Here is a 24,484-nt window from a genome sequence, read left to right on the forward strand (position 1 = left end):
GCGGTGCTCCTTGGTCATGGGTGGCTCTTCGACACGCGTGGCCGCGTCGACGGGTGGTGTGCGGGTGCGTCGGTGGCGCTCAGACCGGGGTGACGCCGAGCGACCGGCCGGCGAGTCCCCGCGCGCGGGTGCCGAGGCGGCTGGCGAGGTCGAGGAGGGCCACGGTCGCGGGGGACGACGCGGCGGCCGGGGAGACGGTCGCCGGGACGCCGGTGTCGCCGGCCTCACGGACCGGGACCTCCAGCGGGAGCTGGGTGAGCAGCGGGACGTCGTAGCCGAGCGTCTCGCTGAGCCTGCGGGCCGTCTCCGCACCGCCGCCGGAGCCGAACAGCTCGGTGCGCGTGCCGTCGGGCCCTTCGAACCAGCTCATGTTCTCCACGACGCCGACGACCTTCTGCCGGGTCTGCTCGGCGATGGTGCCGGCGCGCTCGGCCACCTCGGAGGCGGCGACCTGCGGGGTGGTGACCACGAGGATCTCCGAGCCGGGCAGCAGCTGCGCGACCGAGATGGCGATGTCCCCGGTCCCGGGCGGAAGGTCGAGGAGGAGGACGTCGAGGTCCCCCCAGTAGACGTCGGCGAGGAACTGCTGCAGCGCCCGGTGGAGCATCGGCCCGCGCCATACGACGGGGCGGCGGTCCTGGACGAACATGCCGATCGAGATGACCTTCACGTCGTGCTGGACGGGCGGGAGGATCATGTCGTCGACCTTGGTCGGTGGCAGCTCGACCCCGAGCATGCGTGGGATCGAGAAGCCGTAGATGTCGGCGTCGAGGACCCCGACCTTGAGGCCGGTCGCGGCCATCGCCGTGGCGAGGTTCGCGGTGACCGTCGACTTGCCCACGCCGCCCTTGCCGGACGTCACCGCGTAGATGCGCGTGAGGTTGCCGGGCTTGCTGAACGGGATCTCGGGCTCCGGCACGCCGCCCCGGAGCTGCGTCTTCAGCTCCTTGCGCTGCTCCTCGGTCATGACGCCCATCGCGACGCTGACGCCGCTCACGCCGTCGAGCGCGGCGACGGCGTTCGTCACGTCGCGGGTGATCGTGTCCTTCAGCGGACAACCCGCCGTCGTGAGGTCGATGCCGACCTCGACGTCACCCGCCTCCCCGATGTCGATGCTGCGCACCATGCCCAGCTCGGTGATGGGGCGGCGGATCTCGGGGTCGATGACCTTTGTCAGCTCGGCGCGGACGGACTCGATCGTGGGGGCGGTCATGCCTCCATGGTAGGCAGCCCCGGGCCCGCGTCCCGGTGCGTCTGGTCACCCCGACCGGGGGCGTCCGGACCGGCGTCGCCCGCGGGGCCGGCGCGTCCGGCGCCGTCGCGGGTGTCGTCCCGTGGGGCGTGCGCGTCGTCGGTGACGGTCCCGCGCAGCCCGGCCAGCTCCTTCTCGAGCTCGACGATGCGGCGGTCCCGGTCGGCGACCTCGTCGGCGAGCAGGTCGCGCAGCTCCGAGCGCACGAAGTCCCTGGTGGCGACCTCGCCGACGGCCATGCGCAGCGAGGCGATCTCCCGCGTGAGGTACTCGGTGTCGGTGAGGTTGCGCTCGGCCCGCTGGCGGTCCTGCTCGGCCGAGACCCGGTCCCGGTCGACCTGGCGGTTCTGCGCGAGCAGGATGAGCGGGGCCGAGTACGACGCCTGGAGCGACAGCATGAGGGTCAGGACCGTGAAGCCGAACTCCTGCGAGTCGAACCGCAGGTCGGCCGGCCCCCACGTGTTCCAGGCGAGCCACACGACGACGAACACAGTGAGGTAGATGAGGAACCGCGGCGTGCCGAAGAACGTCGCCACGGACTCCGAGACGCGCCCGACCCGGTCGGGATCGCTCGTGCGACGCAGGAGGCGGGGGCGTCTGGTCGTCGGTGTGTCGAGCCGGTCAGTCATCGGTTCGCCGCTCCTCCACGCTCTCGTCCATGGCCTCGTCGGTGACGTCCCCGTCGGCCTCGCGCCAGTCCTCGGGCAGGAGGTGGTCGAGGACGTCGTCGACGGAGACGGCGCCGAGGAGGCGTCCGTCCTCGTCGCCCACCGGCAGCGCGGTGAGGTTGTAGGTCGCGAGCAGGCGGGTCACCTTCCCGAGCCCGTCGGTGGGCAGCACCGGGTCGATGTCCGTGTCCAGCAGCGTGCCGACGGCCGTGACCGGTGGCTCGCGCAGCGCGCGCTGGAGGTGGACAACACCGAGCAGCCGCCCGGTCGGTGTCTCCAGCGGTGGGCGGACGACGAAGACCAGCGCACCCAGGGCGGCGGGGACGTCGCGGCGGCGCGCGTGGGCGAGCAGCGTCGCGACGGTGGCCTCCGGCGGGAGGATCACCGGCTCGGTCGTCATGAGGCCGCCGGCGGTGTGCTCGTCGTAGGCCAGCAGGCGGCGCACGTCCTCCGCCTCGTCCGGCTCCATCCGCTCGAGCAGTGCCGCGGCCGTCGACTCGGGGAGCTCGGACATGAGGTCGGCGGCGTCGTCGGGCTGCATGACGTCGAGCACGTCGGCCGCCCGCTCGAGGTCGAGGCCGGAGACGATGTGGACCCGGTCGTCCTCACCCATCTCCTCGAGCACGTCGGCGAGGCGCTCGTCCGGCAGCTGGGCGGCGACCTCGAGCCGGCGGTGGTCGGGCAGGTCGTGCAGGACGTCCCCGACGTCGGCCGGCTTGAGGTCGGTGAGCTGGGCGAGCAGGGACTCGGTGCCCTGGGACAGCGTCGCACCGGTGAGGTCGGTGATGCCCTCGATCCCGACGACGAGGGTCTCCCCGCGCTGGAACGTCGCCCGGGGCCGGTGGCGGCGGACGAAGACCTTCGTCACGAGCCAGTCCCGGTTGCGCTGCTGCTCGATCGCGAGGTCGAGGACGGTCGCCTCGCCCGAGCCGTCGGCCAGCGTGACCCGTCGGTCGAGGAGCTCGCCGACCACCTGGCGCTCCGCCGCTCTTGGCTGGAACCGGCGCAGGTTGAGCAATCCGGTGGTGATGACGGCCCCGGGCTCGATCGCCGTGACGCGGGTCAGCGGCACGAAGATGCGGCGCCGGCCGGGCACCTCGACGACGAGCCCGACGGCGCGCGGCGCGGCCCGGACCCGGGTGAGCAGGACGACGTCGCGCACCCGCCCCACCTGGTCGCCGATCGGGTCGAAGACGGCGGTACCGGCGAGCCGGGCCACGTAGACGCGCGCGACGGTGGTCGGTCGGGGCGTGGTGGCTGTCACGAGCGCAGCGTAACCACGGGCGGGCAGGTCGCACGCGGCGGACGGCCCGCGGGGCGCGGTGGCGGACGGTGCGCGGTGCGCGGTGCGCGGTGGCGGCCGGGTCGGGGCGAGCGGGATACTGGGCCCATGTCCATCACGAACCAGCCGCTCGGTGCGAAGGCGCAATCGATCCCCACGGGGGTCCAGATCTCCGCCTACTCCAGCTACGAGGAGGCGCAGCGGGCCGTCGACCACCTCTCCGACAACGATCACGACGTGCGTCTCGTGTCGATCGTGGGGGAGGACCTGCGGCTCGTGGAGCGCATCACCGGGCGGCTCGACTACGGGAAGGTGGCCGGCTCCGGCGCGCTCACCGGAGCCTGGTTCGGTCTGATGATGGCTCTGGTCATGTGGCTGGTCATCGGGAACTTCGGGCTCGTCGACTTCGTCATCCCCGTGCTCGTCGGCGCGGCCTTCGGCGTGCTGCTGGGCATCGTCAGCTACGCGGTCCGGCCCAAGACCCGCGACTTCACCTCGGCCAGCACGGTCGTCGCCAAGCGGTACGTGGTCATCGCCGGTCCGACGGCCGCCGACGAGATGCGCGCCGCCCTGAGCTCGGCGGGCCTGATCGGCGACGCGCCCGCCACGACCGCCCGGGCGCAGGCGGCGCCCTCCGGCGCGGGCGGGCCCGCGGGCCCGCACGGCGGCGGTGCCTATGGCGCCGGCGCTCAGGGTGCCGGCGGCGCTGCGGCCGGTGTCGGCGGAGCTGCGGCCGGCGGCGGCCAGGACGCCTGGACCCCGGGCGCCCGTGGGACCGGCAGCGCGCCCGGAGAAGTGCAGCAGGACACCGGTGTCGAGGATCAGCCCGGCCGCCCGGCGCCGACCGGCTTCGCCCCCGGCGTCGACGGCACGCCGCGCTACGGCGCCCGCCTCGAGGACCTCACCCCGGAGCAGCGCGCACACGCCGAGGCCCAGCTGCGTGAGGCGGACGAGCACCGAGGGGCCGCGGAGAACCGCCCGGCCACCGAGGCGGGCGGGCCCGACCAGCCGTGAGCATCCCGGTCGGCCTCTCCACGGCCTCCGTCATGCCGGGGTCGGTGGAGGACACCTTCGCCATGGCGGCGGAGCTCGGCTACGACGGCGTGGAGATCATGGTGCTCACCGCGCCCGAGTCCCGCGAGCCACGCCTCATCAACGCGCTGTCGCGGAAGTACGGCCTGCCCGTGCACGCGATCCACGCGCCCACGCTGCTGCTCACGCAGGGCGTGTGGGGCCGCGACCCGTGGGAGAAGGTCGACCGGTCGGTGGACCTCGCGGGGCAGGTGGGTGCCGACGTCGTCGTGCTGCACCCGCCGTTCAGGTGGCAGCGGAAGTACGCCCGCCAGTTCGTCGACGCCGTCGCCGAGCGGGAGGCGACGCGCGACGGCGTGCGGCTCGCCGTGGAGAACATGTTCACCTGGCAGGCCCAGGCCGGCGGCGCGCACGTCAAGGCCTACTCACCGGGCTGGGACCCCACCGAGCACGACTACGGCTCGGTGACGATCGACCTGTCCCACGCGGCGACCTCCGGGATGGACGCCGAGGCGACGATGGCGATGGTCCGCTCGCTGGGGAAGAAGCTCGCGCACCTGCATCTCACGGACGGCTCCGGGACGATCAAGGACGAGCACCTGGTGCCCGGTCACGGCAACCAGCCGTGCGCCGAGGTCCTGGCCCACCTGCGGGACACCGGGTTCGGCGGCTCCGTGGTCGTGGAGATCAACACCCGGTCGGTGTCGTCCCTGCAGCGACGCACGATGTGCATGGAGTCGCTCAGGTTCGCGCGCGAGCACCTGGCCGCGGACCGAGCGGGGTAGCCGGAGCGCGGCCGTTCCTCGGGGACCGGGCAGGGGTGTCGACGACCGGGCGGGCGCTCAGCAGGCCTGCTCGGTCGACGAACCCGCCGCCCCGTCGTGGACGGTCGACCACGCGAGCGAGGTCAGCCGCGCAGGTCTGCCATCCACGCCTCGATCGCGCTCGGCGTGCGGGGCAGGGCGGCCGACAGGTTCTCCACCCCGTCCTCGGTGACGAGCACGTCGTCCTCGATCCGCACGCCGATCCCACGCAGCTCCGTGGGCACCTTGAGGTCGTCGGCCCGCAGGTACAGGCCGGGCTCGATCGTGAACACCATGCCCGGGACGAGCTCGGCGTCGAGGTACATCTCCCGGCGGGCCTGCGCGCAGTCGTGGACGTCCAGGCCGAGGTGGTGCGACGTCCCGTGCACCATCCACCGGCGGTGGTACTGGCCGTCGGGCTCGAGCGACATGGCGGCGTCGACGGGCAGCATCCCCCACTCGGCCAGGCGGGCGGCGACGACCTCCATCGCCGCGGTGTGGACGTCACGGAACCGGACGCGCGCGCCGCCCTCGCCGACCCGGGCGGCGACGGCGAAGGCCGCGTCGGCCGCGTCGAGGACCGCCTGGTAGACCCGGCGCTGCGGCTCGGTGAAGACGCCGTCCACCGGGAGCGTGCGCGTGACGTCGGCGGTGTACAGGGAGTCGACCTCGACGCCGGCGTCGAGCAGGAGGAGGTCGCCGGGCCGGACCTCGCCGTCGTTGTGGATCCAGTGCAGCGTGTTCGCGTGGTTGCCGGCGGCCGCGATCGTCTCGTAGCCCATGCCGTTGCCGTCCTCGCGGGCCCGGGCCGCGAACGCCCCCTCGACGACGCGCTCGCCCCGCTCGTGGCCGGACGCCCGGGGGAACGAGCGGACCACGTCCTCGAAGCCCCGGGCGGTGGCGGCGACCGCGGAGCGGATCTCGCCGACCTCCCACTCGTCCTTGACGAGCCGGATCTCGGACAGCCGCTCGGTGAGCTCGGCGTCCGCGCCGGCGGTGCTCGTGAGGCCGGCCTGCGCGCGCACCTCGTCGACGAGCGCGGTGACCGCCCGATCGGCGCCGGTGACGAGGCGGACCTGCACCTGCCCGACGCCGGCGTCCTTGGCGAGGTCGTCCCGCAGGGTGTCGATGTGCGCGGTGCGCAGGCCGGTGGCGGCAGCGACCTCCTCCAAGGAGGGCCGCACCCCGACCCACAGCTCGCCGTACCGGGAGTCGGCGTAGAACTCCTCGGTGTCCTTCCCGGCCCGCGGGCGGAGGTACAGGACGCCCTCGTGGCCGTCGCCCTCGGGGTGCAGGACGAGCACCGAGTCGGGCTCGGTCGCCGCGCCCCAGCCCGTGAGGTGGGCGAACGCCGAGTGGGCGCGGAACGGGTGGTCCGTGTCGTTGCTGCGCACGCGCAGGTCGCCGCCCGGGAGGACCAGCCGCTCGCCGGGGAGCTCGAGGGAGATGGCCGCGCGCGCCGCCGCCGCCGTGTCCGCGGACGGCAGGCGGTCGGGCAGCGGGGCCTCCGTCTCCTCCCAGCCGTCGGCGATGAAGGCACGGAACGCCGCCGAGCTGGGGCGCTGGGACCGGTTCGAGCCGCGGTCCTCGACGGGCTGGCCGTCGGCGGGAGTGGCGGACCGGGTGGCGTCGGAGGAGGAGGTCATGCCCCCATCGTCGCACCGCGCGCGCCCGTACACTCCGTCCGGTGACGACGGCGCGGATCGACCCCCACACGCACTCGACGGTCTCGGACGGCACCGACAGCCCGACCGGACTCGTCGAGGCGGCCGCCGCCGCACGCATCGACGTCCTCGGCGTCACCGACCACGACACGACGGCGGGCTGGGCCGACGCCGTCGCGGCGGGGGAGCGCCTCGGCGTGACGATCCTGCGCGGCATGGAGGTCTCCACCCAGCACGAGGGACGCTCGATCCACCTGCTGGCCTACCTGTTCGACCCCGGGCATCCGGGCCTGCTCGCGCGCACCGAGCGGGCCCGCTCCTCCCGGCTGGACCGGGCCCGGATGATGGTCGAGCGCATCGCCGTGGACTTCCCGATCACGTGGGAGGACGTCCTGCGCCACGTCGACGACGGCACCACCGTCGGCCGGCCCCACATCGCGGACGCGCTCGTCGCCGCCGGACACGTGCCGAACCGCAACGCCGCGTTCGCGCCCGGCGGGCCGTGCGCCAACCGCACGAAGTACTACGTCCCGCACTACGCGCCCGACGTGGGCGAGGCGATCGGGCTCGTCCGGGAGGCGGGCGGCGTGCCGGTCATGGCGCACCCGTGGGCGCAGCGCGGCCGGGCGCTGACTGCCCGGGCGCTGGACGAGGCGATCGAGGCCGGCCTGCTCGGGCTGGAGGTCGACCACCTCGACCACGACGACGAGGCGCGCGCCGGGCTCAGGCGCCTCGCCGAGCGGCACGACCTGCTCGTCACGGGCAGCTCGGACTACCACGGCACAGGCAAGACCAACCGCCTGGGCGACCACCTCACCGACCCGGGCCAGCTCGAGCGGATCGTCGCGGCAGGCACGCTCCCGCTCGCGGGCGCCGGACACCGGGACGCGCGATGAGCGACCTCGTCGACCTCGCGGTCCTGGTCTCCACCTTCGTCACGCTGTTCGTCATCATGGACCCGGTGGGCAACCTGCCCATCTTCCTGTCCCTGACCTCCACGATGACGATCCGCGAGCGCAGCCGTGCGGCGCTCGCCGCCACGTGCGTCTCCCTCGGGGTGATCGGGGCGTTCGCGGCCGGTGGGCCCTACATCCTCGACTTCCTCGGCATCACCGTGCCCGCGCTGCAGCTCGCCGGTGGCCTGCTGCTGCTCATCGTGGCCATGCAGCTCCTCAGCGGGGCCGCCGAGGAGCCCGGCCCCTCGGGCTCCGGCGCCGCGGTCGCGCTCGTGCCGATGGGGACCCCGCTCATGGCGGGGCCGGGCGCGATCGTCGCTGCGATGCTGGCCGTGCAGGACGCGGACACCGGACCGCAGCTCACCGGCGTGGTGATCGGCATCGTCGGTCTGCACGTCGTCATCGGGCTCTCGCTGCGCTTCTCGAGCGTGGTCCACCGCGTGCTCGGGGTCTCGGGGACGACGCTCGTCACGCGCCTGTCCGGCATGCTGCTCGCCGCGATCGCGGTGCAGCTCGTCGCGACGGCGACCTTCGCGTTCGTCGACATGTACCTCGCCGGTCGCTGACCGGACCCGCTCCCGCGCGCCCTCGGCGAGCGAGGTCGTGCTTGGGCTGGCGAGTTCGTGCCTCGCACGCACGATCTCGCCACCGCAGGCACGACCTCGACATCAGGAGCGCGGCCCGGAGCGGGAGCCTCGGGGGCAACCGCTCCGGGCCGGCCGGGGCTCAGTCGGTCGAGGCGGGGGCGCTGGCGCCCTGACCGCCGCCGGCGGAACCACCCGTGCGACGGCGACGCCGCCGCCTGGGTCGGCCGGACCCGCCCTCGCCGCCGGAGCGCTCGGACCGGCCGTCCTGCTCGCCGGAGCGCCGGGAACGCGCGCCGTCGGGCCGACCGCCCTCGGACCTACCGCCGGAGCGCGGCCCGTCGCGTCGGGCGCCGTCACCGCGCCCGCCGTCGGACCGGCGCGAGCTCTGCCGCGAGCCCGCGGACTTCCCGGTCTCACCGATGTCCTCGACCTCCTCCGCGCCGAGCCCGGCGCGCGTGCGGGCCGAGCGGGGCAGCGTGCCGCCCGTGCCCTCGGGGATGTCGAGGTCCGCGTAGAGATGCTCGGAGGTGTGGTACGTCTCCGGCGGCTCGGCCAGGCCCAGGCCGAGCGCGTTGTTGACGACCGACCAGCGCGGGATGTCGTCCCAGTCGACGAACGTCACCGCGGTGCCCGAGTTGCCCGCGCGGCCGGTACGGCCGATGCGGTGGAGGTAGATCTTCTCGTCCTCGGGGCACTGGTAGTTGATGACGTGCGTGACGTCGTCGACGTCGATGCCGCGGGCGGCCACGTCGGTGGCGACGAGGATGTCGACCTTGCCGGTGCGGAACGCGCGCAGCGCCTGCTCACGGGCGCCCTGGCCGAGGTCGCCGTGGATCGCGGCCGACGCGAACCCGCGGTCGGCGAGGTCGTCGGCCACCTTGGCGGCGGTGCGCTTGGTGCGCGTGAAGACGATGGTCAGCCCGCGCTCGCGCGCCTGGAGGATCCGGGCGAGCATCTCGACCTTGTTCATCGCGTGCGCCCGGTAGACGACCTGGCGGGTGGCCTTGACCGTCGCGCCGGTGTCGTCGGGGTCCTGGGCCCGGATGTGCGTCGGCCGCGTCATGTAGCGCCGCGCGAGCGCGACGACCGCGCCCGGCATCGTGGCCGAGAACAGCATCGTGTGCCGGTTGGCGGGCGTGCGGGAGAGCAGGGTCTCGACGTCGGGCAGGAAGCCGAGGTCGAGCATCTCGTCGGCCTCGTCGAGCACGACGGTGGACACGGCGCTCAGGCGCAGCACCTTCTGCTTGAGCAGGTCGATGAGCCGGCCGGGCGTACCGACGACGACCTCGACGCCGGCCTCGAGCGCGGCGATCTGCGGCTCGTAGGCGCGGCCGCCGTAGACCTGGACGATCCGCACGGAGCGGCGGCGGGACGCGGCGACGAGGTCCTCCGCGACCTGCTTGGCCAGCTCACGGGTGGGCACGACGACGAGACCCTGCGGGGCGCCGGGGTCGAGCAGCTCGTCGTAGCCGTCCTCGCCCGGGGCGAGGGTGTGCTGCAGCAGCGGGATGCCGAAGCCCAGCGTCTTGCCGGTGCCCGTCTTGGCCTGGCCGATGATGTCGGCGCGCTTGAGCGCCACGGGCAGGGTGAGGGACTGGATCGGGAACGGGTGCGTGATGCCGACGTCGCGCAGGGCGCCGGCGATCGGCTCCGCGACGCCGATGTCGGCGAACGTCTGCTCGGCCGGGACGCTGGGCGTGTCGGCATCGGTGATGTCGGGGGTGGCGGCGTCGGTCTCGACGGGCGCGTGGGCGCCGGAGACGTCGACGACGCCCGAGGTGGCAGGGGTGGTCATGATCCTTCTTCGGTCGGCGGTGCGCCGGGTTGGCGCGGGCAGCCGATCGCACACGGTGCAGGGCGCTGGGCGCCCGAGGATTCGCAGGAACAACGACCGGTCAGCCGGGACCCCTCGACGATACTCCTCCCGGCGCCGCTCGGCGGGACCGGAGGAGTGGGACGGGACTCAGCCCAGGCCGAACCCCACGCGGCGGTCCTCGACCGCGCCGATCTCGACGTGCCCGATCGCGGCGGCGGGCACGAGGAACCGCTTGCCCTTGGAGTCCGTGACGTCGAGCGGCGAGTCGGACGCCAGCGCCTCACGGACGGAGGCGACGAAGGCCTCCTCGTCGGAGTCGATCTCGACGACGACGTCGCGCATGCTCGACCGCATACCGATCGTGACCTGCATTGATGTTCCTCCGTCCGGCCCGCTCGCGGCGGGCCTCGTGCTGGGAAGCGAGTCACCGAGGTGGTGCTGCTCCATCGTAAGGGCGCTCACTGACAGGTCGGGGCCCGGCTGCCAGACTGGTCGGCGATGTCCGACTCCAGACGACTCCCGACCGTTCTCGGCGTTCTCGCGTGCGCCGCGCTGGTCTCGTCGCCCCTCCTCGCCGCGCCGACGGTCGCGGACGAGCACGCCGCGGGCAGCGACGTGGACCTGCGCGCGGCGTGGGCCGCGCGCCCGGGACCGCTGCTGCCCGACGACGACGAACCGACCCTGCTCGAGCTCGTGCAGGTCCCCGACGGCACGGACGGTGACGGCACGGCGGCCGACGGGGCCGGGGACACCGACGTCGATCTGCCCGAGGGCGTGGACGAGGACGCCTACGGCGCGGGGATCCGGGGCGATCTCGTGGCCGCGGAGGGATCCGGCTCCCTGCGCGTGGTGGCGGGCACCGATCCGGCGCCGCGCGAGGCCGAGCGGACCTACAGCGTGCGGGTCGAGGTCGAGCGCGGCCTGCCGGTGGACCGCGAGGCGTTCGCCGACTACGTGCTGGACACCCTCAACGACGACCGCGGCTGGGGCCACGACGGCTCGGTGGCGTTCGAGCGCGTCGACGGCGAGGACGCGGACTTCGGTGTCACTCTCGCGGACGGGCCGCTGAGCATCGAGCTGTGCGAGCCGCTCGACGTCGGCGGCATCTACTCGTGCGGCCGCAACGGCCGGGCGGTCCTCAACGCCGACCGGTTCGGGGAGTCGATCGAGCCGTTCCTCGAGGCCGGCGGGACGCTGCCGCAGTACCGGCAGTACCTCGTCAACCACGAGGTCGGTCACCTCCTGGGGTACCAGCACGTGGACTGCCCCGCGCCGGGCGACCCGGCCCCGGTCATGGTCCAGCAGTCGATCAGCCTGCAGGACTGCGTCCCCAACGCCTGGGTGGCCGAGGAGTAGAGCCCGCAGCGGGCGGGGGGCCGGGCGCTGCGCCGGTCGGCCTGCCGCAGCGCGACCGATCCGAGCACCCGCCGACCGGGCGAACCGGACGTCGACCCACGGGCGCACCGCGGATGTCGGACCTGCGTGGTTGCATGACGGCATGTCCTCCCCGGTCCGTCCTCGGCTGCGCCTCGACACCGCTCCCGAGCCCGTCGAGGTGCCGCTGAGCCAGGTGGCCCGGTCGGTCGCGGACGAGCTGGCGGCCGGCCCGGGCCCGCACCTGCTCACGCTCGGCGCCCCCGGCGCGGGGCGGACCACGCTGGCCGTGCAGACCGTCGTCGAGGCGGCCCGCGCGGGCCGCCGCGTCGCGCTCCTGACACCGTCCCGGCGCGTGGCCGGTCGTCTGCGGGACGAGGTCGCCCACCGGACCGGGGCGCACGACGCCGCGGTGCAGGTCGTCACGCCGACCTCCTTCGCGTTCGCGCTCCTCGGGCAGCACGCCGCCTACTGGGGCGGTCCGGAGCCCGCTCTCCTGTCCGGCCCCGACGAGGACGGCATCCTCGCGGAGCTGCTCGATGCGCACGACTCGGGGCAGGTCACGTCACCCGGGTGGCCTGCGTCCGTACCCGCCGAGGCGCTCGGGCTGGACGCCTTCCGGCACGAGCTGCGGGACATCCTGGCGCGCGCGGGCGAGCTCGACCTCGAGCCCGACGACCTCCGGCGTCTCGCTGCCGACCACGACCGGCCCGAGTGGGCCGCGGTGGCCGCGGTCCTCGAGCAGTACCGCGACAGCACCGGCGCTCAGGACGCGGCCGACGAGCAGGCGCCCGCCGTGGGACTCGGCCCCGAGCGCCGCTATCGGCGCTACGACTCCGCGCGACTCGTCGACGAGGCGGCGCTCGTCCTCAACTCCTGGCACGTACCACCGACCGGCGTCCCGGCCGGGACCGCCGGTGCACCGACCGTGCCGCGGTGGGACCTCGTCGTCGTCGACGACTACCAGGACGTCACCCGTTCGACCGCGCGCCTGCTGCGCGTGCTCGTCCGGGACGGTGCGCGGCTGCTCCTGCTCGGTGACCCCGACGTCGCCGTGCAGACGTTCCGGGGCGGGAGCCCCACCCTGGTCGCCGAGGCGACGTCGGACTTCTCCGACGGGGGGTTCGGCGCCCAGGTCCGGCTCCTGCCCGAGGTGCACCGCGGGACGCGCGGCCTGCGCGCCGCGGTGGCCCGGCTGACCGAGCGGCTGCCCGCCGGCGGGCCCGGTCTGGCGCGTCGGCGATCGCCGGTCGCCGGAGGAGGAGCCGTTCCTGCACCGGATCCCGGGGCGTCGGGGATCGACGCCGACCGAGACGCGGGCCGTACGGCCGACCGCGACGAGCCGTGGCCCGCCGTCGAGGTACGCACACTCAGCTCCGCGGCCGTCGAGGCCGACACCGTCGCCGACGCCGTGCGCCAGGCCCACCTCGTCGACGGCCTGCCGTACCGGCGGTGCGCCGTCGTCGTGCGGACGAGCGGTCAGGCGAGCTCGATGCGGGCGCTCCTCGGTGCCCGGCGCGTCCCCGTCTCCCCGGGTCGACTGGGTGCGCTGCGGGACGAGCCTGCCGTGCGACCCCTCCTGGCGGCCGTGCGCGTGGCCGCCGAGGGGCCGACGGGCCGGGCGCTGCGCGACCTCATGCTCTCGTCCGTGGGCGGTGCGGACCCGGTGGGCCTGCGCAGCCTCATGCGCACGCTGCGGGCGGCGAGCGGGGCGCGCGGCGGCGCCGTCGACTCCGACACGGTCCTGCTCGACGCCGTGGCGGCGGTGGACGAGGGTGGCGTCGCCGCCCTGCCCGGGTCCATGTCCGCAGCCCTGACCGACCCGCTCGTGCGGGTCGCGCGGGTGGTGGGGCGCACGCGCACCGCGCTCGTCGCCGGAGAGGGACCGACGGCGGTCCTGTGGGCGGCATGGGACGCGGCCGGCCTCGCCGAGCCGTGGCAGACGCGCGCGATCGACGGGGGAGCCGGGGCCGCACAGGCGCACGCCGACCTGGACGCCGTGCTCGCCCTCTTCTACGCCGCCGAACGGTACGAGGCGCGCGGCGCCACGGCCGGTGCGATCGGATTCGTCGACCGCGTCGAGAAGCAGCGCGTCGCCGAGGACACCCTCGCCGCCCAGTCGGGCCGCCGCGACCTCGTCGAGGTGCTCACGCCCGCGCAGGCGGCCGGGCAGGAGTGGGACCTCGTCGCGGTCGCCGGCCTCCAGGAGGACGTCTGGCCGGACATGCGCCGCCGCGACACGATCCTCGGCAGCCAGGCGCTCGTCGACGTCGTCACCGGCCGCGGGGACGGCGCCGACCGCTGGACCGAGGCCCGCAAGGAGGTGCGGGACGACGAGCTGCGCCAGCTCGTGCTCGCGACTTCCCGCGCGACGAGCAAGCTCCTCGTCACTGCCGTCGATGGCGTCGACACGCGCCCCTCGCTGTTCCACGAGCTCCTCGCGCGGGACGCGGCCGCGCACGACCGCGGCGACGCAGGGGCCCGCACGGCTCCGGACGCCGGCGCACGGCCACGGCCAGCGGACCGGGAACAGATCGTGGCCCGGGACCTGCGTGAGCTCGTCGCGCGGCTGCGCCGGCGCCTCGCCGACGATCCGGGAGACGCCGACGCCGCCCGGGTCCTCGCGCGGCTGCGCGCCGAGGGCGTGGCAGGGGCGGACCCGCAGGAGTGGGTGCTCGCCCACGAGGTGAGCACGCTCGCGCCCCTGAGGAGCACGGACGAGCCGGTCACCGTCAGCCCGTCGGCCGTCGAGTCCGTCACCACGTGCGGACTTCGGTGGGCGCTCACCCGGTTCGGCGGGCGGGGCGGCGACTCAGACAGCCAGGCGCTCGGCACCCTCGTGCACGAGATCGCCGAGCAGCACCCGGCCGGCAGCCGCGACGAGCTACGGTCCGCGTTGCACGAGCGGATCGGTGAGCTCGACCTCGGCGAGGGCCTCGCCGCCGACCAGGAGCGGGCCAAGGCGGAGCGGCTCGTCGAGCGGCTCGCCGAGTACGTCGCCGTTCCGGTCCAGGTCGCCACGGAGGTCGACGTCGACGAGATCGTGGGCGAGGCGCGCGTCCGCGGGCAGATCGACCGGCTCGAGACCCAGTCGGACGGGCGGGTGGTGGTCGCCGACCTCAAGACCGGCAAGGGCATCAGCCAGGCCGAGGTCGAGGAGCACGCCCAGCTCGGCGCCTACCAGGCGGCCCTGCTCGAACGGCACCGCCGCGGTGAGGGGGCGGAACCCGCCGGCGCGCGGCTGGTCTTCCTCGGCACCCCCAACAAGTCCGTGGCGATCCGGGAGCAGGACGCCCTCGGCGCCGACCGGGGCACGTGGGCGCACGAGCTCGTCGATCGCGCCGTGACCGAGATGTCCGGAGCCGGTGTCCACGTCCGGACGAACAAGTACTGCGACTTCTGCGAGGTCCGCACCTCCTGCCCGCTGCAGACCGCCGGCCGTCGCGTCGGCGGGACCACCACCTCCGAGGAGACGGAATGACCGAGCCCGGCACGCCGCAGGCCGTGACGCCGGCCGGGACCGCCCGACTCCTCGGGAGCAGCTACGCGCCGACCGAGGAGCAGGCGGGCGTCATGGCGCATCCGATGGCGCCCCAGCTCGTCGTCGCCGGCGCCGGCTCGGGAAAGACCGAGACGATGTCGCTGCGGGTCGTCCACCTCGTCCACGCCGGCCTCGTGCGACCCGACCAGGTCCTCGGCCTCACGTTCACCCGCAAGGCGGCCGGCGAGCTCGACGTCCGCCTGCGCGAGCGGCTCGGCACGCTCCGGCGGGCGCTCGGCCACCGACGGACCGCACCACGCGACGACCTCGAGGCCGAGCGGCCCGAGGTCAGCACGTACGACTCGTTCGCCGGGGCCATCTACACGGACCATGCCCTGCGGCTCGGCCTGGACCCCACCGCCCGCCTCATCACCGCCGCCGAGACCTACGAGCTCGCCCACCGGGTCGTCGCGGGCTGGACCGGGCCGCTCGCCCACTCCTCCGACACCGCGCTGTCGACCCTGGTGAAGGCTGTGCTCGACCTCGACGGTCAGACCATGTCGCTCGTCGCCTCCGACGTCACGCCCGAGGCGCTGCGCACCGAGCTGGCGGCGACGGCGTCGACCCTGCTCGAGGCACCGGTCTCGGGGCGGAAGAAGGGACCGAGCGCGGAGGTGCGGTCGGTGGCCACCAGTCACCTCGCCCGCGTCGAGCTCCTCGAGATGGTTCAGACGTTGCGCGAGGAGCGCCGCGCGAACGGCGTGGCCACGTTCGCCGACATCGCCGACGCCGCCCGTCGGATCGTCACCGAGATCCCCGAGGTGCGCGACGAGCTCCGCGCGAGGTACCGGCTCGTCCTGCTCGACGAGTATCAGGACACCTCCGTGGCCCAGACCGACCTGCTGGCCGCTGCGTTCGGCGGCGGGTGGCCCGTCACGGCGGTCGGCGACCCGCACCAGTCGATCTACGGCTGGCGAGGCGCCTCTGCCGCCGCCCTCGAGGAGTTCCCGACCCGGTTCGGCGGCGCGGAGCCCGCGGCGGTGCGGAACCTGTCGGTGTCCTGGCGCAACGACCACGCGATCCTCGACGTCGCGAACGCGATCGCCGGCCCGCTCCGTTCGGGCTCCGGCCTCGGGCTGCCCACCCTGGACGCTCGGCCCGGCGCGGGGGACGGGACGGTGCTGGGCGCCTGGTTCGCCACCGACGGCGAGGAGGCGGCGGGGCTCGCTCTCGCGCTCCGGCAGCGCTGGTACGAGCCCCACGTCGCCGCCGAGGCGAGCAGACCGGGCTCCGGCCCGACGGCGGCAGTGCTCACCCGCACCAACGCCCAGCTCGCACTCGTCGAGGACGCCCTGCGCGCCGAGGGCGTGCCGTGTCAGGTGGTCGGGGTCGGCGGGCTCGTCACCCGGCCGGAGATCCTCGACGTGCGCGCGGCGCTCGCCGTCGCGGTCGACCCCACGCGGGGCGACCGGCTCGTCCGTCTCGTCACCGGTCTCGGGCTGGGGCTGGCCGACCTGCGCACGCTCTGGGCGTGGGCCGGGCACCTGGCGCGGCTCGGGCTCCGCGACGGCGCCGAGGCGGGCACGGCGGAACTCGCCGACGACGCGCCTGGCGAGAGTGCGGGCGAGGCCGGTCTCGACCGTGAGGAGACGGCCATCGACCCACGGCAGGAGCAGTCCCTCGCCGAGGCGATCGACCACCTCCCGCGCGACGGGTGGGCCTCGGCCGGTCACGCCCTCACCGACGTCGCCCGCGACCGGCTCTCGCGGCTGGCGCGTGCGCTGGGCCGCATTCGTTCGGTCGTGCGCCTACCGGTCCACGACGCCGTCGGGGTGGCGATCGAGGCGCTCGGCCTCGACCTCGAGGTCGTCGCCGCGTCGAGCGAGGCTCCGGCGACCGCCCGCGCCGGCCTCGACGAGCTCGTGCGGCTCGCCGGTACCTACGCGAACGGCATCGAGGGCGCGACGGTCGCCGGTTTCCTCGCCTACCTCGACCGCGCGGAGGAGCAGGAGGGCGGCCTGGCCGACGCGCAGGCCGGCGAGTCGGAGGTCGACGACCCGTTGCGCGGCGTCGTCCAGCTGATGACGATGCACCGGTCGAAGGGGCTCGAGTGGGACGTGGTCGCCGTCCCCGGGCTGTCGCTCGGTTCGTTCCCGAAGGTGTCCGTACCCGCGAGCCTCGCGAACCCCGCCGAGTTCGTCCCCAAGGACTCCGCCTGGCTCACCGACCGCGGCTCCGTCCCGGCGAGCGTGCGCGGCGACGCGGACCGGCTCCCAAAGCTCGAGCTCGCCGACGCGACCGACCAGCACGGCATGGACGACGCCCTCGAGGACTTCAGGCGCGCCGCCGGCCTGCACGCGCTCACCGAGGAACGACGGCTCGCCTACGTCGCCGTCACCCGCGCGCGGAGCGAGCTCCTCCTCACCTGGGCGAGCTTCACCAAGGAGACGAAGACGCAGCGGTACCGGTCCCCGTTCCTCGACGAGGCCGTCGACGCCGGTGTGGTCGAGCCGCTGACGGGCCACCTGCTCGACCGCCCGGACGATGCGCCGGAGGAGAACACGCAGATCGGGCGCGCGCGGGTCGCCACCTGGCCACCGCCGCCCGGACGCGAGGGGGAGGCGGTCCGTCGGGTGCGCGCCGCCGCCCGCGCGGTCGACGCGGCGTCGGCAGGGCCGCTGGATATCGAGGCCGGGGAGGGTGCCTCGGGGTGGGACCGGGCCGCCGCGCTGCTGCTCGCCGAGCGCGACGAGCTTCTCGCCCGCCGCGGCGAGGTCCCGCTCGGCGACCACCTCGCCGCCACCGGTCTTGTCTCGCTCGCGGGCGACCCCGAATGGTTCGCCCGGCAGATCCTGCGCCCCGTGCCACGGGCGCCGCGGCGCGAGGCCGACCTCGGCACGCGGTTCCACGAGTGGGTCGAGCGGCGCTTCGAGGCCGAGGTCCTCACCGGGCTGGCCGGCCACCTCGACGACGCCGAGCGTGGCGCCCTGGGGCTCGACCCCGACAACGGTGACGCGGACGAGGGGGGAGCACCCACCGGGGCCGGCGGGAGTGCCGGCACCGCCTCGGGCCGGGGCCCGGTCGACGAGCGCGAGCTCCGCCGACTCCAGGACGCCTTCGAGTCCTCGGAGTGGGGCAGCCGGCGACCGACCGCCGTCGAGGAGGCCGTCGAGGTGTCGGTCGGTCCGCTCGTCCTGCGCTGCCGCATCGACGCCGTGTACGCGAACGTCGACGGGACCGTGGAGATCGTCGACTGGAAGACCGGTCGGGTGCCGGGGCCCGACGAGCGGGCGGCGAAGCTCCTGCAGCTCGACGTCAACCGGCTGGCGTGGTCGCGGGCGAAGGGCGTACCGATCGACCAGGTGCGCGCGCACCTGTACTACGTGCTGCACGCCGAGACCATCCCCGCCCGGACCGACGACGAGGCCGCGGTCGAGGCGCGGATCAGGTCCGCGATCGAGCGGGGGGTCCGGCCCGGGAGCTGACGCGCGCGACGCGTAGCCCTACGGCTCGCGGCCCTCGCGGCGCCACTGCTCGTACTCCTCGGTGAGGTCCGCCGTCGCCGCGGTCGGCTCCGGGACGCCGGGCGCGTCCGGGGACTCGCCGGGGTGGACGTCGAACGCCGGCCACGCCTCGGTGTCGAGCTCGGCCGCCGCGCCGTCGGGACCGGCGGCGGGCTCGTCCGCCTCGGAGGGCGTCGAACCCTCGGAGCGCTCGACGGACCGCTCGTCGGCGGGCAGGGCAGCACCGGCGGTGTCAGCCGGCTCCTCGCTCGCCCGGTCGCCGTCGAGGGTCCGGTCCGTGGCGTCCGGGACCGCTGCGGCGCCGACGACGGTCACCGGCGCGGCCGCGGCCGCCGTCTCGGCGAGGATCTCGCGCACCTCGGCCCCGATTGGCGGTGCGTCCGCGACGTCGGACGCCAGCTCGGCGAGCATCTGACGCGCGTCGCCCACGACTGCGTCGTCCCGGGTGCGCAGCCCGAACATCAACCACCGCGTGAGCAGCAGCTCGGAGGCGAGCTGCGCACGGTCGAGGAGGAACGGGTCGTCGGGGGCCGAGGCGTGGCGGGCGTAGGAGCCGTGCACCTGCTCGAAGGTCTCCGGGTCGACCCCGGTGACGAGCCAGGCGAAGTCCTCCGCCGGGTCGCCGACGTGCGCGTCCCCGAACTGGGACAGCGCCACCACGCGGTCCCCGGACGCGCGCACGAGCTCGGCGTCGAGGTCCCCGTGGACGACCGTCGAGGCGGCGGGCCACAGGTCGTCCGCCTCCAGGGCCGCCTCCCACCGGTGCACGAGCTCGGCGGGCAGGTTGCCCGTGCGGGACGCCTCGTCGACCTCGGTGAGTCGGCGGGCCCGGTAGGTCGCCATGTCGTACACGGGCAGGCCGGCGCTGCCCACGAGGTCGGTGTCCAGGGAGTGCAGCGCGGCGAGCGCACGCCCGAGGTGGTCCGCCAGCTCGGGGCTCTCGTCGATGTCGCGCGGGTCGATCGCGCGGCCGGGGAGCTCGCGGGCGACCATCGCCCGGCCGCCGCCCTGGAGGGTGGCGAACCCGGCGGGCCGCTCGACGTCGAACGGCAGGTCGCGTGCGTCGACCCGCTCGGCCAGCCGCTCGAGCAGGGCGACCTCCCCCTCGAGGGACGCGCCCGCGGCCGCCGTGCGCGGCGCCCGCACCACCCAGTGGTGACCGCGTGAGTCGAGCACCCCCACGGTCTGGAAGTCGGTGGTGGTGCGGACCGGGGGTCGGGTGGCCACGACGTCGAGCCCCGGCACGGCCAGGGTCGCGAGCGCAGCCAGCGCGATGGGCGAGCGAGTCACGCGCCCACGGTAGGCGCTGCCCGCCGGACCGGTGGTGCTGGCGCGCCGCCGGTCACGGTCCGGTGACGGATGCCGCCTCGTCCACCAGCGCTCGTGCGGCGCGCGCGGCGGCGGCAGGCGCGCCGACCGCCGGCAGTGCGCCTCGCAGGGTGAGCGCACCCTCGTGGAGCGTGGTCAGGGTGAGCGCGAGCCCACGGGAGTCGGCGAGCCCCGCCTCCCGGGCGAGCCGTTCGAGCAGGTCGAGCAGCCACCGCTTCTGGTCGGCGGCCACCGCGTGGGCGGGGTGGCTCGGGTCGGGGAGCTCGGCGAGCGCGTTGACGAACGCGCACCCCCGCGAGCTGCCCGGCGACCACTCGAGCAGCGCGTCGAACGGGGCGGTGACCCGGTCCCGCGCGGAGCCGGCGGCGTCGACCGCTCGCTCCACCGCGCTGCGCCACCGGCGGTCGCGCGCGAGCAGGTAGGTGGCGACGAGGGCGTCCTTCGAGCCGAACCGGTCGTAGAGCGTGCGCTTGGTGACGCCGGACCGCTCGGCGACGAGGTCGACGCCGACCGCCGTGATCCCGCGGTCGTAGAAGAGCTGCGACGCGGCGTCGAGGATGCGCCGCGCGGCAGGGGTCAGCGCGTCCGGGTCGGGCGGGCTTGACCTCACCGATGTGTGAACCATAGCGTCGAGACTAGTTCACCGATCGGTGAGATTGAGGCATCTGGAGGTCACATGTCCGAGGAGACGATGACGGCGGCGGTGCTGCGCCGCCACGGGGGTCCCGACGCCGTCGAGCTGTCCCGGGTGCCCGTGCCACGCCCGGGCCCCGGCGAGGTGCTCGTGCGCGTGCGGGCGGCCGCGCTCAACAACACCGACCTGTGGACCCGCGAGGGCGCCTACGGGTTGCCGGGCGACCCCGACGCCCGGGCGGGCTGGCGCGGCCCCATGACGTTCCCGCGGATCCAGGGCGCGGACGTCACCGGGACCGTGGCGGCGGTCGGGGAGGGCGTGGCCCCCGACGTCGTCGGCCGCCGCGTGCTCGTCGACCCCGCGCTCTACGACGCAGACTCCGACGACGCGCACCCGGTCGGCCTGCTCGGCAGCGAGCGCGACGGCGGGTTCGCAGGCTTCGTCGCGGTCGACGCCGTGCGTGCCCACCCGGTCGACGACTCCCCGCTGACGGACGCCGAGCTGGCGACCCTGCCGACCGCCTACGGCACGGCGCTCGGCATGATCGAGCGCGGCGGCGTGACGCGCGGGGAGACCGTCGTCGTCACTGGTGCGTCCGGTGGCGTCGGCCTGGCGCTCGTTCAGCTGGCCGCCGAGCGCGGCGCGGACGTCGTCGCGGTGAGCAGTGCGGGCAAGCTCGACGCCGTGCGGTCGGCGGGCGCCCGCGCCGTCGTCGACCGTGGGGGAGACCTGTGGGCGGCTGTGGCGGGCGCGGCCCCGGGCGGCGTCGACGTCGTGCTCGACGTCGTCGCCGGGACCGGCGTGGCGGACGGGGTCGGGGTTCTGCGGGAGGGCGGCCGGTGGGTCGTCGCGGGTGCGCTCGGCGGTCACCGCATCGAGGTCGACGTGCGGCGCCTGTACCTGCACAACCGCACGATCGTCGGGTCGAGCATGCACACGCCGGCGCACTTCGCCGCGCTCGTCGAGATCGCCCGCACGGGTCGCGTGCGCCCCGTCGTCGCGGCGACCTACCCGCTCGCGGACATCGCTCGCGCGCACGCCGAGCTGGCCGAGCGGCGGCACGTCGGGAAGCTGGTGATCGACGAGCTCTGATCGGGCGCCTGGCCCGCGGTGGGCGGCAGTGCTTCCGCGCGGCGTCGCCGCCGTACCGAGACAGGGATGCCGATCTCAGACGTCGCCGTCGAAGATCCCGCCGTCGAGCAGCCAGTGGTAGCGCAGCCTGAGCGCCCGCTCGGTGCTGGCCAGGAGCGTGGCGACCAGCAGCGAGACGTTGAACCAGACGGGCAGCTGGATCGGCGATGTGAAGGTGCCCAGGCGCTCGGCGACGGGTGGAATCTGCGTGATCTCCTGAACGAGCTGCGGCACACCGAGCACCAGTGCCACGGCGAGGATGATCCACGAGACGGCGCCGAGGGCGCGGCTCGCCCCCGGGTGGCGGCGCTCGAGCCGGGCGCGCCGCCCCTCGGCCGACCGTGGGTCGGGGGAGAGCTGGCGCTCCGTGCCGTCGTGGGCGACGAAGTGGCACCGCCGGAGCCCGAACCCGCTCGTCACCACCTCGATCGTGCCGCCGGGCACGGGGAACATCGCCGGGAGCTTCGACCGCGCGTGCTGCTGCCCGTCGCGGTAGAGCACGGCCCAGACCTCACCGTTCGAGTCGCCGCCGTGGCGGAGGTCGACGGACCAGATGGGCCACTCGCCCGCCGCGTCGCCGAGGCGCACGTGGAGGAGCGACCGGAAGAAGGTCTGCCACCAGCGAAAGCGCTGGAGCTCGCTGCCGTCACCGGCCTTGATCTTGCGGAATGCTCGTCGTCGTTTTCGGTCCGAGGCCACGGCTGACACGGTAGACGTTGCCCGGCGGTCGTCGCCGAAGGCGTGCGACCCGCGCTCATCCGGTGAGCGCTGCGGCCGATCGCCCGTGCGGGTCCGTCAGTGCCCGAGGAACCCCGTCGACCGCCAGGACGAAACGGCCGGCCGCCTCGGGCTCGACCTCGACCCGGTGCACCACGCCGTTGCCCTCGTTGCTGATCCAGCGGCCCGGCAGATCACTGACCAGGTCGACGAACCGGGCTCGATCCTCGGCCGACAGGTACGCGAGAACGGCGGTGTGGAAGACGACGAGGGTCGCCTCCGTGGGAGCTCCTGCCGCGAGGTCGGGGAGCACGTCGAGCAGGTCGCCGCTCGCCACAGGCGGTGGGTCACGGCGTGCGACCTCGAGCGCCGACACGAGCCTGTGGCGGCGCTCGTCCTGACCCGGCCAGACGAGCGTCTCGAGCCAGGTGCGCGCGTCGTCGTCCTCGACGTCGACCGGCGAGAGATCGATTCCCGCGCGCCAGACCACGTGGGGCACCGTCGTCGGGGGCGTGATGCCGCCGAGGTCGCACTCGATGGTGACGGGCGACGGACCGTCGGCCGGGTCGAGCGTGTCGTCGCCGTATCGATACGAGTATCGGTCGGGCAGCAGGCACAGTCCGGCGGACGCGCCGACCTCCAGCAGCGCGAGCGGACCCGGTAGCTGCGCGAGGAACGGCAGCAGGACGGCACAGCGCCCGGCCTCGTTCGTCTGGGTCGCGCGAACGAGGACGGTCTCCCGTACGTCGTCCCACCGTTCGATCACCGTCCGGCGGAACGATTCGACCGTGGCGGCGGCGCCGTGGAAGCGTGCTGCCGCGAGGACGAGATTCGGCTGGCGCTCGGCACGAGGCAGATCCGCGAGCAGGTCGAGGATCTCGTCGTCGCCGGCGACGGCCTCCGACCACGCCTCGTACACGGGCGAGACGCCGCGCGCCTCACGTCTCGCGAAGAGTCGATAGCCGTCGGCGATCGTCTGCGAGTCACGGCCACCTGCTCGGTCCATGTCGCCCATGGTGCGCGGTGGGCCGCGCCCGCCGCAGCTCAAGGATCGGCGGCGCGCGGCGGACCGTGGACGAGCACGGCCCCGGACGACCGAGGGTCGTCCGGGGCCGCTCAGGGCAGTGCCGCGGTTCCCGGCCCGTCGCCGGGCCGGGGGGCCGGTGGGTCAGGCCGCCTGCGCGTACGACTCCGACGCGGCGTCGAGGCGGGCGATCTCGTCCTCGGTCAGGGCGAGAGACGGCGCCGCCATGAGGGCGGGCAGCTGCTCGACCCGGCTGGCCGAGGCGATCGGCGCGGTGACGCCCTTGGCGAGCAGCCAGGCCAGAGCGACCGTCGCGGGTGCAGTCCTGTGTGCCTCGGCGATCTCGACGAGCGCGTCGACCACGCCGAATGTCGCGTCGCCCAGATACCCGGACGCGAAGTCCTTCCGTGCCGCGCCCTCGAGGTCCTCGGCCGTGCGGTACTTGCCCGTGAGCAGGCCCGAGGCCAGGGAGAAGTAGGGCAGCAGTGCGGCGTCGAACTCGGCGGCGATCGCGCCGTAGCCCTGCTCGACGTCGGCGCGGTGCAGGAGGCTGTACTGCGGCTGGATCGCCACGGGGACGGTCAGCCCCTCGCGGGACGCGGTCTCGAACCACTCGCGCATACGCTCGGGGGAGTGGTTCGACAGGGCGATGTGGCGGACCTTGCCGGACTCCACGAGGGCGTGCGCGGTGCGGACCTGGTCGGCGATCGAGACGTTCTCGTCGTCGTAGTGGAAGTAGTAGAGGTCGACGTGGTCGGTCTGCAGGCGGCGCAGGGAGTCCTCCAGCGCGGCGGTGACGTTCTCCTGCGAGAGCCCGGGACGGGTAGGCAGGCCGCCGACCTTGGTAGCGATGACGACGTCGGCGCGGTTGCCGCGCGCCGCCAGCCACTCGCCGATGATCTGCTCGGACACGCCGCCTGTGCCGTCGGCCCACACGGAGTACAGGTCGGCGGTGTCGATGAAGTTGCCGCCGGCGGCGACGAACGCGTCGAGCACTGCGAACGAGGTCTCGCGGTCCGAGGTCCACCCGAAGGTGTTGGTGCCGAGGTTGAGCGGGAACACGTCGAGGTCCGTGCGCGGGATGAGGGTCATGGGGGCTCCTTCGGTGGTCGTGTGCGGGTGATCCGGCAGGTCTGACCGGACCGGGCCGGGTCTGATGGGACCCGGCCGAGCCGGTGGTGGTCGCCCGGCCGGAATGCTTGCTACGGAA

Annotated in this window: 19 protein-coding genes; 8 read left to right on the plus strand and 11 right to left on the minus strand. The window is 74.7% G+C overall.

Translation table 11 applies throughout. The features are described 5' to 3' along the window. Positions 1–79: 79 nt before the first annotated feature. The 3 genes from AC24HA_RS06715 to AC24HA_RS06725 are packed head-to-tail and all read right to left on the minus strand — an operon-like array spanning position 80 to position 3,184. Positions 80–1,213, minus strand: coding sequence for an Mrp/NBP35 family ATP-binding protein (locus AC24HA_RS06715; RefSeq protein WP_425708219.1), 1,134 nt, complete (start codon positions 1,211–1,213; stop codon positions 80–82). Further along, the gene (locus tag AC24HA_RS06720; protein ID WP_425708218.1) at positions 1,210–1,881 is read right to left on the minus strand and encodes a DUF1003 domain-containing protein; all 672 of its coding nucleotides are present in this window, start codon (positions 1,879–1,881) and stop codon (positions 1,210–1,212) included. The genes AC24HA_RS06715 and AC24HA_RS06720 overlap by 4 nt, the downstream gene beginning before the upstream one ends. After that, the gene (locus AC24HA_RS06725) at positions 1,874–3,184 is read right to left on the minus strand and encodes a magnesium transporter MgtE N-terminal domain-containing protein (protein WP_425708217.1); all 1,311 of its coding nucleotides are present in this window, start codon (positions 3,182–3,184) and stop codon (positions 1,874–1,876) included. The genes AC24HA_RS06720 and AC24HA_RS06725 overlap by 8 nt, the downstream gene beginning before the upstream one ends. Positions 3,185–3,310: 126 nt before the next feature. Between AC24HA_RS06725 and AC24HA_RS06730 the strand changes: the two genes are divergently transcribed. After that, complete coding sequence (locus AC24HA_RS06730; protein ID WP_425708216.1) at positions 3,311–4,216, plus strand: YflT domain-containing protein; 906 nt, start codon at positions 3,311–3,313, stop codon at positions 4,214–4,216. Beyond that, on the plus strand, positions 4,213–5,019 hold the full coding sequence (locus tag AC24HA_RS06735) for a sugar phosphate isomerase/epimerase family protein (RefSeq protein WP_425708215.1): 807 nt from the start codon (positions 4,213–4,215) through the stop codon (positions 5,017–5,019). Before AC24HA_RS06730 ends, AC24HA_RS06735 begins: the two co-directional genes overlap by 4 nt. A gap of 122 nt (positions 5,020–5,141) precedes the next feature. Here the strand turns inward: AC24HA_RS06735 and AC24HA_RS06740 are convergent, their stop codons facing one another. Next, entirely contained in the window at positions 5,142–6,683 is a 1,542-nt protein-coding gene (locus AC24HA_RS06740) for an aminopeptidase P family protein (RefSeq protein ID WP_425708214.1), read from the minus strand. A gap of 41 nt (positions 6,684–6,724) precedes the next feature. Here AC24HA_RS06740 and AC24HA_RS06745 point away from each other — a divergent pair, with 41 nt between their 5' ends. Next, positions 6,725–7,597, plus strand: coding sequence for a PHP domain-containing protein (locus AC24HA_RS06745; RefSeq protein WP_425708213.1), 873 nt, complete (start codon positions 6,725–6,727; stop codon positions 7,595–7,597). Then, positions 7,594–8,223, plus strand: coding sequence for a MarC family protein (locus tag AC24HA_RS06750; RefSeq protein ID WP_425708212.1), 630 nt, complete (start codon positions 7,594–7,596; stop codon positions 8,221–8,223). The genes AC24HA_RS06745 and AC24HA_RS06750 overlap by 4 nt, the downstream gene beginning before the upstream one ends. A gap of 160 nt (positions 8,224–8,383) precedes the next feature. On the opposite strand, the gene AC24HA_RS06755 is transcribed toward AC24HA_RS06750, so the two are convergent. Further along, on the minus strand, positions 8,384–10,039 hold the full coding sequence (locus AC24HA_RS06755; RefSeq protein ID WP_425708211.1) for a DEAD/DEAH box helicase: 1,656 nt from the start codon (positions 10,037–10,039) through the stop codon (positions 8,384–8,386). Positions 10,040–10,207: 168 nt separating this feature from the next. Then, on the minus strand, positions 10,208–10,432 hold the full coding sequence (locus AC24HA_RS06760) for a DUF3107 domain-containing protein (RefSeq protein WP_425708210.1): 225 nt from the start codon (positions 10,430–10,432) through the stop codon (positions 10,208–10,210). Between the two features lie 126 nt (positions 10,433–10,558). Here AC24HA_RS06760 and AC24HA_RS06765 point away from each other — a divergent pair, with 126 nt between their 5' ends. From AC24HA_RS06765 to AC24HA_RS06775, 3 genes are all read left to right on the plus strand, one after another. Then, the gene (locus AC24HA_RS06765) at positions 10,559–11,416 is read left to right on the plus strand and encodes a DUF3152 domain-containing protein (RefSeq protein WP_425708209.1); all 858 of its coding nucleotides are present in this window, start codon (positions 10,559–10,561) and stop codon (positions 11,414–11,416) included. Positions 11,417–11,558: 142 nt separating this feature from the next. Continuing rightward, a complete protein-coding gene (locus AC24HA_RS06770; protein WP_425708208.1) occupies positions 11,559–14,915 on the plus strand; it encodes a PD-(D/E)XK nuclease family protein in 3,357 nt (1,118 codons plus the stop codon). Beyond that, positions 14,912–18,400 (plus strand): ATP-dependent helicase, encoded by a 3,489-nt coding sequence (locus AC24HA_RS06775; RefSeq protein ID WP_425708207.1) that lies wholly within the window; start codon positions 14,912–14,914, stop codon positions 18,398–18,400. The genes AC24HA_RS06770 and AC24HA_RS06775 overlap by 4 nt, the downstream gene beginning before the upstream one ends. An 18-nt stretch (positions 18,401–18,418) precedes the next feature. On the opposite strand, the gene AC24HA_RS06780 is transcribed toward AC24HA_RS06775, so the two are convergent. Together AC24HA_RS06780 and AC24HA_RS06785 are read right to left on the minus strand one after the other, a co-directional pair. Then, entirely contained in the window at positions 18,419–19,729 is a 1,311-nt protein-coding gene (locus AC24HA_RS06780) for a phosphotransferase (RefSeq protein WP_425708206.1), read from the minus strand. Positions 19,730–19,781: 52 nt separating this feature from the next. Continuing rightward, entirely contained in the window at positions 19,782–20,393 is a 612-nt protein-coding gene (locus AC24HA_RS06785) for a TetR/AcrR family transcriptional regulator (RefSeq protein WP_425708205.1), read from the minus strand. 51 nt (positions 20,394–20,444) lie between these two features. Here AC24HA_RS06785 and AC24HA_RS06790 point away from each other — a divergent pair, with 51 nt between their 5' ends. Beyond that, positions 20,445–21,494 carry a zinc-binding dehydrogenase gene (locus AC24HA_RS06790; RefSeq protein ID WP_425708204.1) on the plus strand — a complete coding sequence of 350 codons (1,050 nt, stop codon included), beginning with the start codon at positions 20,445–20,447 and terminating at the stop codon, positions 21,492–21,494. 75 nt (positions 21,495–21,569) lie between these two features. Here AC24HA_RS06790 and AC24HA_RS06795 read toward each other — a convergent pair whose 3' ends face one another. The 3 genes from AC24HA_RS06795 to AC24HA_RS06805 form a co-directional block, all read right to left on the minus strand. Continuing rightward, on the minus strand, positions 21,570–22,232 hold the full coding sequence (locus tag AC24HA_RS06795) for a hypothetical protein (RefSeq protein ID WP_425708203.1): 663 nt from the start codon (positions 22,230–22,232) through the stop codon (positions 21,570–21,572). A 55-nt stretch (positions 22,233–22,287) separates the two neighbouring features. Beyond that, entirely contained in the window at positions 22,288–23,256 is a 969-nt protein-coding gene (locus tag AC24HA_RS06800; protein WP_425708202.1) for a DUF2332 domain-containing protein, read from the minus strand. Positions 23,257–23,418: 162 nt separating this feature from the next. Then, complete coding sequence (locus AC24HA_RS06805; RefSeq protein WP_425708201.1) at positions 23,419–24,366, minus strand: aldo/keto reductase; 948 nt, start codon at positions 24,364–24,366, stop codon at positions 23,419–23,421. Positions 24,367–24,484: the final 118 nt, after the last annotated feature.

The organism is Georgenia sp. Z1491, assembly GCF_057652395.1.